Source organism: Micromonospora pattaloongensis, assembly GCF_900107255.1.
Taxonomy (GTDB): Bacteria; Actinomycetota; Actinomycetes; order Mycobacteriales; family Micromonosporaceae; genus Micromonospora_I; species Micromonospora_I pattaloongensis.
Genome location: NZ_FNPH01000014.1, coordinates 23,055 through 38,680 on the forward strand (window position 1 = coordinate 23,055; position 15,626 = coordinate 38,680).

Sequence of the window (15,626 nt, forward strand, 5' to 3'; positions counted from 1 at the left end):
GTTTCGAACATGAGTACGAATGAAGCCATCGTGCGGCTGGGAGCCGCCGTCAGTGCTCTGGGGGACGTCGACGTCTCCGCGTGGTCCGACGACGCGCTCCGGGACCAGCTCGGCGAGCTCTCGCGGGCGCTCTGCGCGCTCGACGCGCTGCTGTCCCGCGTCGCCGACGACGTGCGCGCCCGCGGCCTGCGGATCGAGGAGCCGGTCGCGGCGTAACGACCGCGCTGTCGGGGGTGGCTGTCAGGATGGGGCGTGCGCTTCATCGACCTGGCGGCCACCTCGGCCGCGGTAGCGGCGACCTCCGGCCGGCGGGCCAAGGTCGAGCTGCTCGCCGCGGCCCTGCGGGGCCTCGCGCCCGACGAGATCTCCGCCGGCTCGGCGTACCTCGCCGGAGAGCTGCCCCAGCGGCAGACCGGCGTCGGCTACGCCAGCCTGCGCGACCTGCCGGCGCCGGCCGTCGAGCCGTCGCTCACCGTGGCCGCCGTCGACGCGGCGATCGCCGAGCTGTCGGCGGTCAGCGGCCACGGTTCGCAGGCCCGGCGGCGGCAGCTGCTCGGCGCGCTCCTCGCCGCGGCGACCGCCGACGAGCAACGTCTCCTCGTCGGGCTCTTCAGCGGCGAGCTGCGGCAGGGCGCCCAGGCGGGGCTGCTCGCCGACGCGATCGCGCGGGCCGCCGACGTCCCGGTCGCGACGGTACGCCGCGCGCTGCTGCTCGCCGGCGACCTGAAGGCCGTCGCGGTGGCGGCGCTGAGCGGCGACCCGGCCGCGCTCGGGGCGTTCGCGCTGCAGGTCGGTCGCCCGCTCGCGCCGATGCTCGCGCAGAGCGCGGCGTCGGTCGACGAGGCGCTGGCCGCGACCGGGACGCCGGCGGCCGTCGACGTGAAGCTCGACGGCGTCCGCATCCAGGTGCACCGTTCCGGCGACGACGTCGCCGTCTTCACCCGCAGCCTCGACGAGATCACCCCGCGGCTGCCGGCGGTGGTCGCCGCGGTCCGGGCGCTGCCGGCACGCGAGCTCGTCCTCGACGGCGAGGCGCTCGCGCTGGACGCGACCGGACGCCCCCGCCCGTTCCAGGAGACCTCCAGCCTGGCGGCGACCCGCGGCGCCCGCCGCCGCGTCGCCGCCGAGCTGTCCCGCGCCGCCGCCCCGGGTGCGCCGGGGGCCGCGCTCACCCCGTACTTCTTCGATCTGCTGCACCTCGACGGCGTCGACCTGCTCGACGCGCCCGGCCGGGAGCGCTGGGCCGCCCTCGCCGACGCCCTCCCGACCGGGCTGCTCGTCGGCCGGGTCTTCGTCGACGGCGTCGACGCGGCGGCGGACGCCTTCGCCGCGGCGATCGACGCCGGTCACGAGGGGGTGGTGGTGAAGTCCCCCGACGCGCCGTACGACGCCGGCCGGCGCGGCGCCGCCTGGGTGAAGGTGAAGCCGCGGCACACCCTCGACCTGGTCGTGCTCGCCGTGGAGTGGGGCAGCGGGCGGCGCCGCGGTTGGCTCTCCAACCTGCACCTGGGCGCCCGCGACCCGGCGACCGGCGGCTTCGTGATGCTGGGCAAGACGTTCAAGGGACTCACCGACGAGCTGCTGCGCTGGCAGACCGAGCGGTTCCTGGAGCTGGCGGTGGAACGGGGGGAGTACGTCGTCCGGGTGCGGCCGGTGCAGGTGGTGGAGATCGCCTTCGACGGGGTGCAGAGCAGCCCGCGCTATCCGGGCGGCCTGGCGCTGCGGTTCGCGCGGGTGGTGCGGTACCGCGACGACAAGACCGCGGCGGAGGCGGACACGATCGACGCGGTCCGCGCGATCCACGCGGGCCGCGCGCCCGGTCAGAGCGCGGCCAGCGACCGCGCGTAGTTGACCTGCTGGTGCAGCTGCCGCATCCGGGCCTGCCCGTTCACCGGGACGCGTGCGACGTACTGCCGCGGCCCGTTGGTCACCACCACCTGCGCGGTGCCGCGGTAGACCGTGGTGCGCACCTTCAGGAAGAGCAGGCTCAGCACCGGCAGCACGCAGAAGCCGACGATGGCGGCCACCACCGCCCAGGTGGGGGTGCGCTGCTCCGGCTGCCACTCCTCGGTGACGTGCCAGGTCGAGCCGGCCAGCGGAAGGTCCCCGGCGGGCGTCCGCACCAGCGTCGAGGTGACCGCGATCTCGCCGATCTGCGCGACCACCAGCGCGCCGGGGGCGTCGGCGCTCGGAGGCGGTAGGGCGGGGCCCGGAGTCGGCGGGGGATCGACGCTCATGCCGGGCACCCTAACCCGGGACGCGCGCCGGGCAGCGACGCCGCCGCCGCGCCAACGGTCACCCGGTCAGGGCGCGGCCGGGGCGACCGGCTCGGCGGCCCGGTCGAGCGGCTTGTCCCGGCCCGGCGCGCCGCCGTGCGCCTCGCGCCGCGCCACCCAGCCGAAACCGACCAGCGCCATCACCGCGAACAGCCACCACTGCACCACGTAGGCGGCGTTCAGCACGTTGTTCTCCCGCGTCACCGGCACCGGCACGAAGCCCGGATCGGCCGGCGGGTCCTGGGTGTCCAGCAGGAGGTAGGCCCCGTAGACCGGGTAGGGCAGCTCGCGGGCGAGCTTGGGCACGGACACCCGCCGCGTCTCCAGCTTCCCGTCGCGGCGCTCGACCGGGTACGAACCGCTCTCCGACAGGTGCACCCGGCCCACCACCGTCACGTCGCCGGCCGGCGCGGCCGGCACCTCCGGCTGCGTCATCGCGCTGCCGCCGGGCGTGGGCGGCACCCAACCGCGGTCGACGAGGACGGCGGAGCCGTCGGCGAGCACCAGCGGGGTCAGCACCTCGAACCCGGCCCGGCCCTCGACGCTGCGGTTGCGGACCAGCACGATGTTCGCGGTGTCGTACCGACCGGTCGCGGTGACCCGCTGCCAGGCGGTCTCCGCCGCCGGCGGCGGCCCGGCCCTGCCCGCGCCGCCGCCCGGGGCCGGCAGGATTCGTCCCAGCTCGGCCGGGGCGCCGCGGCTGCCGGCGTCGATGCGGTCGTTGATCGCGGTGCGGTCCCGGTAGCGATCCAGCTGCCAGTTGCCGAGCAGGACCATCACCATGGCTGCCGCCACGGTCAGCGCGAGATAGCCGAGCCAGCGGGGGGTCAGCAGGAACCGGTACACACCAGCGAGGTTACCGCTGTGCCGGCGGCCACCCGCGCGGTGGCCGCCGGCCGCGGCCGTTGCGCGGTCGCGGTAACGGGTATCGTCGCCCCCGCGACGGATCGACCACCGTTGGGCCGTCGTGCTGGCCCGCCCCGGACCACACCCGTCCGGCCACCCTCTCGCCCCCCGGAGGCCGCCGATGACCGCCGTGCCGCGCGTAGTCGTGAGCGCACCGTCGTCCGGGCACGGCAAGACGGCGGTCGCCGTGGGCCTGCTCGCCGCCGCCGCCGCGCGCGGCGTACCCGTGGCCGGCTTCAAGATCGGTCCTGACTACGCCGACGCGGCGTACCTCGGGCTCGCCGCCGGACGGCCGGGGCGCAATCTCGACCCGCAGCTGGTCGGCGCGGACCGGATCGGGCCGCTGTTCGCGTACGGGTCGGCCGGGGCCGAACTCGCCGTGATCAAGGGAACGATGGGGCTGTTCGACAGCCTCGCCGGGCGCGCCGAGACCGAGTCGACCGCCACGATCGCCGCCGCGCTGCGCGCGCCGGTGATCCTCGTGCTCGACGTCTCCGCGATGGGGCAGTCGGTTGCCGCCCTGGTGCACGGGTTCCGCGCCTACGACGAGGTGCTGCGGTTCGGCGGCGTGATCCTCAACCGGGTGGCGTCCGAGCGGCACGAGCAGCTGCTGCGCGAGGCGCTCGGCGAGCTCGGGGTGCCGGTGCTCGGCGCGCTGCGCCGCCGCGACCTGCCCGCCGTGCTGCCCGGACGGCAGCACGGGCTGGTGCCGGTCGCGCACCGCAGTATCGAGGCCACCCGGGCGGTGCGCCGGCTCGGCGAGGCGGTCGCCGCCGCGGTCGACCTCGACCGGGTCCTCGCCCTGGCCCGCTCCGCGCCGCGGCTGCCGGTCCAGCCGTGGTCGCCGGCCGACGGCGGCCCGGCCGAGGCGGACGGGCGTCCGGTGATCGCGGTCGCCGGCGGGCCGGGCGCCCCCTACACGTACGCCGAGACGGCCGAACTGCTCACCGCGGCCGGTGCGACCGTGGCCCCGGTCGATCCGCTGCGCGACGAGGCGCTGCCGGAGGGGACCGCGGCGCTCGTCGTCGGCGCCGGGCTGCCCGAGTCGTACGCGGAGGAGCTCTCCGCCAACCGCCGGCTCTGCGGCGCGGTCGCGGAGCTGGCCCGCGCCGGCGCGCCGGTGCTCGCCGAGGGCGCCGGGCTGTTGTGGCTGGCGCGCGAGTTCGACGGCCGGCCGATGTGCGGGGTGCTCGACGCGACCGGGGTGAGCATGGAGCAGACCGTGATCGGCTACCGCGAGGCGACCGCGCGGGCGGCGACCGCGGTGGCGCAGCCCGGCGCCCGGTTGACCGGCTACAAGCAGCACCGCGGGGTGTTGATCCCGCGCGCCGGCCAGACCCCCGCCTGGAGCTGGGGCAACGGCGCTGCCGAGGGCTTCGTGTGGCGGCGCGTGCACGCCTCACAGCTCGCGCTGCACTGGGCCGGCGTGCCGGGGTTGGCCCGCCGGCTCGTCGCCGCCGCGGCCGTGCCGCTCGAAAAGCGCGGCCCGTCGCCGCGGGTCGCGCTGCCGACGGCGCGCTCCGCGTCGTCACCGTCCGAACCGACCCCGACCCCGACCGCGGCGGCGGGCGGTCGGGTGCCGGCCGCGGCTGAGCCGGTTTCCCCGTCGGCCGGTCGGGTGCCGCGCCCCGCGCAACCGATGCCGGCGGAGGAACAGCCAGAGGCCACGGCGGAGAGCGGCGCCGCGGGTACCGGAGGTGACGCGTGAGCGGGCACGTCGCGGTGCCGCGGTTCCCGACGCTGACCGTGTCCACGCCGCGGGTGCACGTGCGCCCGCTGGAGGCGTCCGACGCCGACGCCGTCGACGCGATCTTCGCGGACAAGCAGACGCAGCGCTGGCTGCCGTTACCGCAGGAGTACGGCCAGATCGAGGGCCTCGCCTGGTGCACGGAGATGGCCGAGGAGCGCCGGGACAGCGGCGTCGGCGACCACTACGGCGTGGTGCGGCGCGAGGACGACCGGCTGGTCGGCTGCCTCTGGACCAAGCGCACCGACTGGGTGGGGCGGGTGACCGAGGTGGCGTACGCGATCGCCCCCGACGCCCGCGGGTTCGGTGTCGCCGCCGAGGCCGTCGACGCGCTGGCGGTGGCGCTGATCCTGGAGCACGGTTTCCAGCGCATCGAGCTGCGGGTGGCGCCCGGCAACACCGCCTCCCGTCGGGTCGCCGAGAAGGCCGGGTTCACGTACGAGGGGCTGCTGCGCAACGCCGGTCACGTGCACTCGGGTCGGGTCGACCTGGAGGTGTGGTCGTTCGTCGCGGCGGACCTGAAGTGAGCACGGGTGGGCTCATTCGCCGCCGCCGACGATCCGGGCGCTGGGCGGGGCGAACTGGCGCACGGGTTTGCCCTTGAGCGCGTCCTTCAACGTCCCCGCCACCGCGTCGACCGGGATCTTCGACTGGCCGTCGCCGACCGCGTTGAACGGGTTGTCCGGGTCGGCCGCGAAGCTGGCGGCGGCGTACTCCGGGGTGTAGCCGACGAACCACGCCGACCGGGTGCTGTCGGTCGTGCCCGTCTTGCCGGCCACCGGGCGGCCGACCGTGCCGCGCACGCTGTCGGCGGTCGACCAGCCGCCGCAGCCGCCGGCGGCCGGGCTGTCCCCGGTCGGGCAGCGGGCGGCGTCGGTGGCCGCCCGGGCGACGTCGGCGGAGAAGACCTGCCTGCAGTGCGGCTCGGCGATCGGGATCGTGGTGCCGTCCTGCATTCGGTACATCGCGGGGCTGCCGTCCGGGTTGGTGATCGAGATGACCGGTGAGGGGTCGCAGTAGCGGCCCTCGGCGGCGATCGCCGCGTACGCGTTCGACATCTCCAGTGGCGTGACGTCCGAGGTGCCGAGCGTGAAGGCTCCCCAGTTGTTGGCGTTGGCGGGCAGTGCGTTCCACTTGTCGACGTGGGTGCGCCACTCCAGGCCGAGCCGTTCGGCCATCCGCACCACGTTGGCCGCGCCGACCTTCTCCTCCAGCTGCACGAAGTAGGTGTTGACCGACTTGCCGAAGCCGGACCACATGGCGTGCCGGCCGGTCATCGCGCCGCTGGCGTTCGTCGGGCACCAGCGGTTGCCGCAGATGTTCCCCTCACCGCCGTCGTAGATCGACTTGTACCGGAACGGGGAGTCGAGGTACGTCGAGAGCGGCATGCCCTTGTCGAGCGCGGTGAGCATCGTGAACATCTTGAACGTCGAACCCGCCTGGTAACCCGCCAGGTCCCCGCCGCCGAGCAGCGGCACCACCGTGTTCGGGTAGTTGCCCTTCATCTTCTTCTTCCGCAGCTCCTTGATCGAGTGCAGCGGGTTCTCGCTCTGGTCCAGCGAGTACGTCCGGTTGACCGCCATCGCCTTGACCCGCCCGGTGCCCGCCTCGCTCAGCACGATCCCGTACGCGAACGGGCTGCCCAGCGCGGCCTGCGCCCCGACGTTGTTCTCGGCCGCCTCCTGGAGCTTCGGGTCGATCGACGTGACGACCCGGTAGCCGCCGCGGCGCAGCTTGTCCTCGCGTTCCAACGCGTTGCTGCCGAACGCCGGCTGGCTGGTCCACCAGTTCTTGAAGTAGTCGCAGAAAAAGCCCCAGCTGTTCAGCTTCTTCGGCAGCGAGACGCAGTCGCTGGGCGGGGTGTGCAGCTTCAACTTGATCGGTTGTTGCTTGGCGTGCTCGGCCGCGTCCGGCTGCAGGTAGCTGAGTCCGACCATCCGGTCGATGACGTAGTTGCGCCGCTCCGTCGCGGCCTTGCGGTCCGAGGTCGCCGGGTCGTACTCGGACGGCGACTTCACCAGGCCGGCGAGGGTGGCCGCCTCGGTGATGGTCAGGTCCTTGGGGTGCTTGGAGAAGAAGACCTCGGCGGCGGCGAAGATGCCGTACGCGTTGTGCCCGAAGTACGCCGAGTTGAGGTAGCGCTCCAGGATCTGCTGCTTCGACATCCGCGTCTCCAGCTGCGTCGACAGCCGCATCTCGCGGACCTTCCGGACGGTGGTCTGCTCGGTGGCGCGTTGCGCCTCGATCGGGGTGTCGGCGCCGTCGCGCAGGGCCATCCGCACGTACTGCATGGTCAGCGTCGAGCCGCCCTGCGACACCCCGCCGGCCTGCTGGTTGGCGACGAACGCGCGTCCGATGCCCTTGGCGTCGACGCCCTTGTGCGTATAGAAGCGCGAGTCCTCGGAGGCGACGATCGCCTGCTGGATGTACGGCGACATCTCGTCGAGCGTGGCGTAGCGGCGGTGCTCCTCGTAGAACATCGCCAGCAGCGTCTTGCCGTCCGCCGCGTAGACGTAGCTCGTCTGCGCCGGGGTGAAGGTCTGCAGTTCGGCGGGCCACGGGTCGACCGGGCCGGTGGTGGCCTTGGTGGTGAGGCCGCCCGCCGCCGCGAGCGGAAAGGTCGCGCCGGCGATGACGACGCCGGCGATGAGTCCGGCCCGGAGCAGCGGAATGAGGCGACCGATGGCGACGCGAGTTCGCTTCATCACACCGTAAAGCTATGACATAACGGCTTTTAAGCGGATCGGAATGGCCGAGCGGTACTCACGTTCTGGCCTCCGGAGGACCCGCCCTCGGTCGCTTTCGGCCCAGCCGGGGATGATCGCCCCATGCAGGGGTACGCGGGGGACGGGCACTACGACGACGACGCGCTCGGCCACCACGGGGATGCCGAGGTCGCGCCCGGGCTCGTGGACCTCGCGGTCAACGTCCGGCGCGCCCCGATGCCGCCCTGGCTGTCCGGGCCGATCGCCGCGACCCTCGACCGGCTCGCCGACTACCCCGACCCGGTGCCCGCCCGCGCCGCCGTGGCCGCCCGGCACGCCCGCCCGGTCGACGAGGTGCTGCTCACCGCCGGCGCCGCCGAGGGGTTCGTGCTGCTCGCCCGGGCACTGTCCGGCGCGCGCCGCCCGGTCGTGGTGCACCCCCAGTTCACCGAGCCCGAGGCGGCGCTGCGGCACGCCGGTCACCGCGTCGAGCGGGTGCTGCTGCGGCCCGAGGACGGGTTCGCGCTCGACCCCGAGCGGGTCCCGGCCGACGCAGACCTCGTGGTCGTCGGCAACCCCACCAACCCGACCTCGGTGCTGCACCCCGCCGCCACGCTCGCCGCGCTCGCCCGCCCCGGCCGGGTGCTGGTGGTCGACGAGGCGTTCGCCGACACCACGTACGCGCCGGGGGTGGCGGGGGAGCCGGAGTCGCTCGCCGCCCGGCGGGACCTGCCCGGCCTGGTGGTCGTGCGCAGCCTCACCAAGACCTGGGGGCTCGCCGGGCTGCGGATCGGCTACCTGCTCGGGCCGGCCGAGCTGATCGGGCGGCTCGCGGCCGTACAGCCGCTGTGGGCCGTCTCCACCCCCGCGCTGGCCGCCGCGGTCGCCTGCGCGGGCCCGGCCGCCGTGGCGGCCGAGCGGGAGATCGCCGTCGCGCTCGCCGCGGACCGCGCCCACCTGGTCGCCCGGCTGCGCGCGCTGCCCGGCGTCACGGTCGCGGCCGACCCGGCCAGCGCGTTCGTGCTGGTCCGGATCGACGGCGCCGACCGGCTGCGCCTGGCGTTGCGGCAGCAGGGGTACGCGGTGCGGCGCGGTGACACGTTCCCCGGGCTGGGCGCCGACTGGCTCCGGGTGGCGGTACGCGACACTGCCACCACCGACGCGTTCACCGCGGTGCTGACGAAGCTTCTGGAGGCGTGATTTGGACACGACGCTGCTGTCCGCGACGCTCGCGGCGATCCGGCCGCTCGACGGCGCGGCCATGGCCGCGGCGCGGTCGCTGCAGGACCGGCTGACCAAGCCGGCCGGGTCGCTCGGGGTGCTGGAGGAGTTGTCGGTACGGCTGGCCGGGCTGGCCGGCGCCTGCCCGCCGCCGGTGCCGCAGCCGGCGACGGTGGCGGTCTTCGCCGGCGACCACGGCGTGCACGCCCAGGGCGTCACGCCGTGGCCGCAGGAGGTCACCGCGCAGATGGTCGCGAACTTTCTCGACGGCGGCGCGGTGATCAACGCCTTCGCCCGGCAGACCGGCGCCTCGCTGACCGTCGTCGACGTCGGGGTCGCGACGCCGCTGAAGCCGGTGCGCGGTCTGGTCGCCAAGAACGTCCGGCGCGGCACGCGGGACTTCACCGTCGAGCCGGCGCTCACCCGCGCCGAGGCCGTCGCGGCCGTCGAGGTGGGGATCGGGGTCGCCGGCGACCTCGTGGACCGGGGCGAGAACCTGCTGGTCACGGGGGACATGGGCATCGCCAACACCACCCCGGCGGCGGCGCTGATCGCCGCGTTCACCGGCGCGGACCCGGCGGAGGCGACCGGCCGGGGCACCGGGGTGGACGACGACACGTACGCACACAAGACCTCCGTGGTCCGGGCCGGGCTCGACCTGCACCGCCCGGACCCCGCCGACCCGCTCGGCGTGCTCGCCGCGGTCGGCGGCCTGGAGCACGCGGCCCTGACCGGGCTGATCCTCGGTGCCGCCGCCGCCCGGGTGCCGGTGCTCCTCGACGGGGTGATCGCGGTCTCCGCGGCCCTGGTCGCCGCCGCGCTCGCGCCCGACGCGATCGGCGCGATGATCGCCGGACACCGCTCGGTCGAGCCCGGCGCCAGCGCCGGGCTGCGGCACCTCGGGCTCGAACCGCTGCTCGACCTCGGGCTTCGCCTCGGCGAGGGCACCGGCGCGATGCTGGCCGTGCCGATCGTCGCGGGCGCGGTGCGGGTGCTGCACGATGTGGCGACGTTCGACTCGGCGGGAGTGTCGGAGAAGTGAACCTGTATCCGTTGGGGTTGCGGCTGGACGGCCGCGGCGTGCTCGTCGTCGGCGGCGGCGCGGTGGCGACCCGCAGGGTGCCGGCGCTGCTGGAGGCCGGCGCCCGCGTCGTGCTCGTCGCGCCGCGGCTCACCCCGGCGTTGCAGGCGCTCGCGGACGCGGGCCGGCTCCGCTGGGAGCCGCGCCGCTTCGAGCCCTCGGACGTGGACGACGTGTGGCTGGTGCACGTCGCGGTCGACGATCCGGTGGCCGCGGCGCAGGTGAGCGCCGCGGCCGACGAGCGGCGGGTGTTCTGCGTCCGCGCCGACGACCGCAGCCGGGCCACCGCGTGGACCCCGGCGGTCACCCGGCACGGGCCGGTCACGGTGGCGGTGCTCGGCGGCGGCGATCCCCGCCGGGCCATGGGGCTCCGGGACGCCATCCGCGACGGCCTGGTCGCCGGCACCCTGGCCGCGCCGTCGCCGTCCGCGCCCCCGGCCGCCGACGCGCCGACCGGCGGCCACGTCGCGCTGGTCGGCGCCGGTCCGGGTGACCCGGAGCTGATCACCGTCAAGGGGCGCCGACTGCTCGCCCGGGCGGATGTGGTGGTCGCCGACCGGCTGGTGCCCGGGCTGCTCCTGGACGAGCTCCGCCCCGAGGTCGAGCTGGTCGACGCCTCCAAGATCCCGTACGGGCCGGCGAAGACGCAGGAGGAGATCAACCGGATCCTCGTCGACCGCGCCCGCGCGGGACGCTTCGTCGTGCGGCTCAAGGGCGGTGACCCGTACGTCTTCGGGCGCGGCGGCGAGGAGGCGATCGCCTGCGCCGAGGCCGGCGTGCCGGTGACCGTGGTCTCCGGCGTGACCAGCTCGATCGCCGCGCCCGCCGCCGCGGGCATCCCGGTGACGCACCGCGGTGTCGCCCACGAGTTCACCGTCGTCTCCGGGCACGTCGCGCCGGACGACCCGGCCTCGCTGGTGGACTGGCCGGCGCTGGCCCGGATGCGCGGCACGCTGGTGGTGCTCATGGGCCTGAAGAACCTGCCGGCGATCGCCGCGACGCTGCTGGCGCACGGACGCGCGGCGGCGACACCGGTCGCGGTGGTCCAGGAGGGCACCACGGGTGAGCAGCGCGCACTGCGCACCACGCTGGCCGACCTCGTCCCTCAGGTAGGGGCGGCCGGAATCCGCCCGCCCGCGGTAGTCGTCCTCGGCGACGTGGTCACCGCGCTACCCCGCCCCTGACCCCCGCGATCTTGCAGTTGTGGCCCGCCCGAACTAGTACGAAACCGGGCAAATCAACGGCCACAACTGCAAGATCGCGGGTCGGGTCTGGGGCGCGGTCAGTCTTTGAGCATGTCGTCTAGGAGGAGGGCGCAGCGGATCAGGCCTAGGTGGCTGTAGGCCTGGGGGTGGTTGCCGAGGCCTCGTTCGCCGAGCGGGTCGTACTGCTCGGGGAGCAGCCCGGTCGGGCCGGCGGTGTCGACCATCTGCATGAACAGCTCCTCGGCGTCGCCACGCCGCCCGGTGCGCAGGTACGCCTCGATGAGCCAGGCGGTGCAGATGTGGAAGCCGCCCTCCCGGCCCGGCAGCCCGTCGTCCCACCGGTAGCGGTAGACCACCGGACCGCTGCGCAGGTCGGCCTCGACCTTGAGCACGGTGGCCAGGAAGCGGGGGTCGTCGTCGGGGAGCAGCCCGGACAGGCCGATCCAGAGGGAGGAGGCGTCCATCTCCTCGTCGCCGTACGCGACGGTGTACGCCCCGGCGCCGGGGTGCCAGCCGTGTTCGAGCACGTTGTGCCCGATCCGGTCGCGCAGCGCCACCCACTCCGGCCGGTCCTGCCCGCCGTGCCGGCGCACCACGTGCAGCGCCCGGTCCACGGTCATCCAGCACATCACCTTGGAGTAGACGTGGTGCCGGGGCGCGAGCCGCGCCTCCCACAGGCCGTGGTCCGGCTCGTGCCAGCGTCGCTCGACGGCCTGCACCATCGACTCCAGCACCCTCCACTCCTGCTCGCGCACCGAGCCACGGGCGTCGGCGACCGCGGCGAGCAGATCGGCGATCGGCCCGAAGACGTCGAGCTGGAGCTGGTGGTTGGCGAGGTTGCCGACCCGGACCGGCCGGGAGCCGGCGTAGCCGGGCAGGGTGTCGATGACCGCCTCGGCGCCGAGCTCGTAGCCCTCCACGGTGTAGAGCGGGTGCAGCCGCTCCGGGTGCCCGCCGGTGCGCTCCACGCAGCCGTCCACCCAGCGCAGGAACGCCTCGGCCTCGGTCAGCGAGCCGAGGTCCACCAGGGCGCGCGCGGTCATCGCCGCGTCGCGCAGCCAGCAGTAGCGGTAGTCCCAGTTGCGGACCCCGCCGATCTCCTCGGGCAGCGAGGTGGTCGCCGCGGCGAGGATCGAGCCGGTGGCCTCGTGGCAGAGCCCGCGCAGCGTCAGGGCGCTGCGCGCGACCAGCTCGCGGGCGGTGCTGGGCAGCCGGAGCCCGGACAGCCAGGACCGCCACGGCGTCTCGGCGATGCCCTGGCGCTCCTGCAGCGGCGTGGTGTGGTGCTCGAGGCTGTGCGACCCGAAGCGCAGCTCCAGCGTGACGGAGCCGCCGGCGGCGGGGAGGTCGACCACGGCGCGCGCGTTCTCGTGCCCGCCGTCCTGGACGATCTCCCACTCCACGCCGGGGGAGTAGAGCGCGAACGGCTCGTTGGAGCCGAGCACCAGCAACCCGTCGCCGAGCGGTTGCAGCTGCACCGAGACCTGGCCGAACTCCGGCCGCGGGGCGAACTCGATCCGGGCCCGCCCGGTCCCGCTGAGCACCCGTACCAGCGTGGAGTCCCCGGTGTCTCCGGTGTCCCCACCGGCGATGTCGGCCGGCCGGTGGTCGAGCCAGTCGGTGACGGTCAGGCCGGACCAGCGCGTCTCGACGGTCATGGTGCCCGGCCGGTACCGCTGGCCGAGGGGGAGGCCGCCGCGGTCCGGGGTGACCGTGAAGTGCCCGGCCGGTCCGCCGCCGAGCAGGTCGGCGAAGACCGCGGGGGAGTCGGGCTTGGGGTGGCTGAGCCAGGTGACCTTGGCCTCGGGCGTCAGCAGCGCGACGGTACGGCCGTTGGCGAGCATGGAGTGACGTTCGATCGGCACCGCGCGCTCGCCGAACAGCCAGTGCCGGCGGGTCTCCAGCAGCAGGCCGAGCACGCGGGCCGCGTCGATCGGCTCACCGACCCGGTATTCGGCGCGGGTCTCGCCCGGCCCGATCTTGATGCCCATGTCCGGGCCGTGCAGGTGGGCGAAGGCGTTCTCGTCGGTGATGTCGTCGCCGATGAACAGCACGGCGCTCGCCGACATCTGGGTGCGGATCTGGTCGACGGCGGTGCCCTTGTGGGTCGGGACAACCGACAGCTCCACGACCTCCTTGCCGTGGGTGACGGTCACCTCGGGCCAGGTGGCGGGGCCGGATCGAACCGCTTCGACGACCTCCGCGGTGACGCCCGGGTCCGCACCGCGCGTGTGCACCGCCACGCTCGCCGGCTTGATCTCCAACCGGACCCCGGCGTGGCCGTGCGTGATCTGCCGCAGTTCGGCCTTGAGGCGGCTGCGGACCGCGACGAGTTCGGGGGCGAGTCGCTCGACGAAGCCGATGTCGAACTCGGAGCCGTGGCTGCCGACCAGGTGCACCTCGCTGGGGAGGCGGGACAGCGCGGCGAGATCGCGCAGCGCGCGCCCGGAGACCACCGCGACGGTGGTCTGCGGCAGCGCGGCCAGCGCCCGGATGGCGGCGACCGACTCCGGCAGCGGCACGGCCTTGGTCGGGTCCTCGACGATCGGTGCGAGCGTGCCGTCGTAGTCGCAGGCGACCAGCAGCAACGGCACCCGGGCGATCCGCCCGATGGCAGCGCTCAGCTCCGGGGTGATCCCGTCGATGCCGTGCGCGTGCCCGTCCGTGACGGGCGGTGTCATGCCGCCTCCGTCTCGGGGACGCCGAGCTCGTTGAGGAAGGACCGCGCCCAGTGCCCGACGTCGTGGGTGCGCAGGTGGCGCTGCATGATGCGCATGCGGCGCCGCGCCTCGCCCTCGTCGACGTGCACGGCGCGCAGCAGCGCGTCCTTCACCCCGTCGGGATCGTGCGGGTTACAGAGGAAGGCCTGGCGCAGCTCGGTAGCGGCGCCGGCGAACTCGCTGAGCACGAGCGCGCCACCGTGGTCGGCGCGCGCTGCGACGTACTCCTTGGCCACCAGATTCATTCCGTCTCGCAGCGGGGTCACCATCATCACGTCCGCCGCGCAGTAGAGCGCGGCGAGTTCACTGCGACTGTACGACTGGTGGAGGTAATGCACTGCCGGCACCCCGACTCGGCCGAATTCGCCATTAATCCGGCCAACTTCGCGCTCGACCTTGACCCGTAGCGCCTGGTAGTGCTCGACCCGCTCGCGACTCGGCGTGGCGACCTGCACCATAACCGCATCGGGAACTGTCAACTTTCCGTCAGCAAGAAGCTCGCGGAACGCCTTGAGGCGCAGCTCGATCCCCTTCGTGTAGTCGAGCCGGTCCACGCCGAGGATCACGGTCTTCGGGTCGCCCAGCTCGGCCCGGATCTGCTTCGCCCGCGCCTGCACCATCGGGTCGTTGGCCATCCGCTCCATCTCCGCCACGTCGATGGAGATGGGGAAGGCGCCGGATTTGACCCGGCGCCCGTCGACCTCGATGGTCTGGCCTTCGTAGCGCAGCCCGAGCAGGTGGCGCGCCAGCCGGACGAAGTTCTGCGCGGCCAGCCGCTGCTGGAAGCCGACCAGGTCGGCGCCGAGCAGCCCGCGCAGGATCTCGGCGCGCAGCGGCATCTGCATGAAGAGCTCGATCGGCGGGAAGGGAATGTGCAGGAAGAAGCCGATCCGCAGGTCGGGCCGGAGCTCCCGGAGCATCGCCGGCACCAGCTGCAGCTGGTAGTCCTGCACCCAGACCGTCGCGCCCTCGGCGGCGACCTCCGCCGCGGCCTCGGCGAACCGGGCGTTGACCACCCGGTACGCCTCGCGCCAGCGGCGCTTGAAGGCCGGTGTCTCGACGGCGTCGTGGTAGAGCGGCCAGATGGTGGCGTTGGACTGCCCCTCGTAGTAGCGCTCCAGCTCCTCGGAGCTGAGCGGGACGGGGTGCAGTCGGATGCCCTCCAGCTCGAACGGCTCGGGGGCGGCGCCGACGCCGCCGGCCCAGCCGACCCAGGTCCCCTGGTGTTCGGCGAGCACCGGATGCAGCGCGGTCACCAGACCACCGGGGCTGCGCCGCCACTGCTTCCCCTCGGGCGTGTTCACCTGGTCCACGGGCAGGCGGTTGGCTACGACAACAAACGAACTGCGAACCGTCACGTTCCGCACACCTCCGGTGATTACGGGACCGACCCTGAGCGTACTAAGCGCCGCCGAGGCAAAGCGTCCCCGCCCGCTCTTTACTGCCCCGTCCGTTTCGGCCGCGAAACATCGAGTTGATCACCATCACACCGCCCTTCCGGCCGCGCCGCAACCCGGCGAGCGTGGCGGCGCGCCGGAAGGAAAACGCCGCCCCCGGCGTTGCGTCCCGTGGAGCGTCCATCGGCGATCCCGATGGGCGACGATCGGCGGTCCCGCGCCGTACCGGCATCAGCGGGGCGATGTGCGCGCACCGCGCCCCACCTGTCAGGATTGACGGCGGCGTCCGCCGAATCGGTCTCCGTACGCGACCCGCCTGCGCCCCGCGGCGGTCGTCGACGGGCGACTCCGGCCGCGACAGCGCCCGG

Annotated in this window: 12 protein-coding genes; 7 read left to right on the forward strand and 5 right to left on the reverse strand. The window is 74.4% G+C overall.

The annotated features are described in order from the left end of the window. Positions 1 to 9 precede the first annotated feature (9 nt). Together BLW47_RS22915 and BLW47_RS22920 are read left to right on the forward strand one after the other, a co-directional pair. A complete protein-coding gene (locus BLW47_RS22915) occupies positions 10 to 216 on the forward strand; it encodes a hypothetical protein (protein ID WP_091562112.1) in 207 nt (68 codons plus the stop codon). 36 nt (positions 217 to 252) lie between these two features. Continuing rightward, positions 253 to 1,848: an ATP-dependent DNA ligase gene (locus tag BLW47_RS22920; protein WP_091562114.1), complete on the forward strand. Its 1,596-nt coding sequence runs from the start codon at positions 253 to 255 to the stop codon at positions 1,846 to 1,848. On the opposite strand, the gene BLW47_RS22925 is transcribed toward BLW47_RS22920, so the two are convergent. Next, a complete protein-coding gene (locus BLW47_RS22925) occupies positions 1,821 to 2,237 on the reverse strand; it encodes a hypothetical protein (protein ID WP_245736974.1) in 417 nt (138 codons plus the stop codon). The two genes, BLW47_RS22920 and BLW47_RS22925, sit on opposite strands and share 28 nt — an antisense overlap. Positions 2,238 to 2,303: 66 nt before the next feature. Next, positions 2,304 to 3,122, reverse strand: a complete 819-nt coding sequence (locus BLW47_RS22930; RefSeq protein ID WP_245736976.1) for an SURF1 family cytochrome oxidase biogenesis protein — start codon at positions 3,120 to 3,122, stop codon at positions 2,304 to 2,306. 205 nt (positions 3,123 to 3,327) lie between these two features. Between BLW47_RS22930 and BLW47_RS22935 the strand changes: the two genes are divergently transcribed. Both BLW47_RS22935 and BLW47_RS22940 read left to right on the forward strand, forming a co-directional pair. Continuing rightward, entirely contained in the window at positions 3,328 to 4,890 is a 1,563-nt protein-coding gene (locus BLW47_RS22935) for a cobyrinic acid a,c-diamide synthase CobB (RefSeq protein ID WP_245736977.1), read from the forward strand. Further along, positions 4,887 to 5,456, forward strand: a complete 570-nt coding sequence (locus tag BLW47_RS22940; RefSeq protein WP_091562120.1) for a GNAT family N-acetyltransferase — start codon at positions 4,887 to 4,889, stop codon at positions 5,454 to 5,456. The genes BLW47_RS22935 and BLW47_RS22940 overlap by 4 nt, the downstream gene beginning before the upstream one ends. 12 nt (positions 5,457 to 5,468) lie before the next feature. Here BLW47_RS22940 and BLW47_RS22945 read toward each other — a convergent pair whose 3' ends face one another. Beyond that, the gene (locus BLW47_RS22945) at positions 5,469 to 7,637 is read right to left on the reverse strand and encodes a transglycosylase domain-containing protein (protein ID WP_425435438.1); all 2,169 of its coding nucleotides are present in this window, start codon (positions 7,635 to 7,637) and stop codon (positions 5,469 to 5,471) included. Positions 7,638 to 7,757: 120 nt separating this feature from the next. On the opposite strand from BLW47_RS22945, the gene cobC reads away from it, so the two are divergent. Genes cobC through cobA form a run of 3 tightly spaced genes read left to right on the forward strand, consistent with a single transcriptional unit; the run spans position 7,758 to position 11,120 of the window. Further along, positions 7,758 to 8,834, forward strand: coding sequence for an Rv2231c family histidinol phosphate aminotransferase CobC (gene cobC, locus BLW47_RS22950; RefSeq protein ID WP_091562124.1), 1,077 nt, complete (start codon positions 7,758 to 7,760; stop codon positions 8,832 to 8,834). A 13-nt stretch (positions 8,835 to 8,847) separates the two neighbouring features. Then, positions 8,848 to 9,897 (forward strand): nicotinate-nucleotide--dimethylbenzimidazole phosphoribosyltransferase, encoded by a 1,050-nt coding sequence (cobT, locus tag BLW47_RS22955; protein WP_091562307.1) that lies wholly within the window; start codon positions 8,848 to 8,850, stop codon positions 9,895 to 9,897. After that, on the forward strand, positions 9,894 to 11,120 hold the full coding sequence (gene cobA, locus BLW47_RS22960; protein ID WP_091562128.1) for a uroporphyrinogen-III C-methyltransferase: 1,227 nt from the start codon (positions 9,894 to 9,896) through the stop codon (positions 11,118 to 11,120). The genes cobT and cobA overlap by 4 nt, the downstream gene beginning before the upstream one ends. Positions 11,121 to 11,218: 98 nt before the next feature. Here cobA and otsB read toward each other — a convergent pair whose 3' ends face one another. Both otsB and BLW47_RS22970 read right to left on the reverse strand, forming a co-directional pair. Continuing rightward, positions 11,219 to 13,822: a trehalose-phosphatase gene (gene otsB, locus BLW47_RS22965; RefSeq protein WP_091562130.1), complete on the reverse strand. Its 2,604-nt coding sequence runs from the start codon at positions 13,820 to 13,822 to the stop codon at positions 11,219 to 11,221. Next, positions 13,819 to 15,219, reverse strand: a complete 1,401-nt coding sequence (locus BLW47_RS22970) for an alpha,alpha-trehalose-phosphate synthase (UDP-forming) (protein WP_091562311.1) — start codon at positions 15,217 to 15,219, stop codon at positions 13,819 to 13,821. Before BLW47_RS22970 ends, otsB begins: the two co-directional genes overlap by 4 nt. Between the last annotated feature and the right edge of the window lie 407 nt (positions 15,220 to 15,626).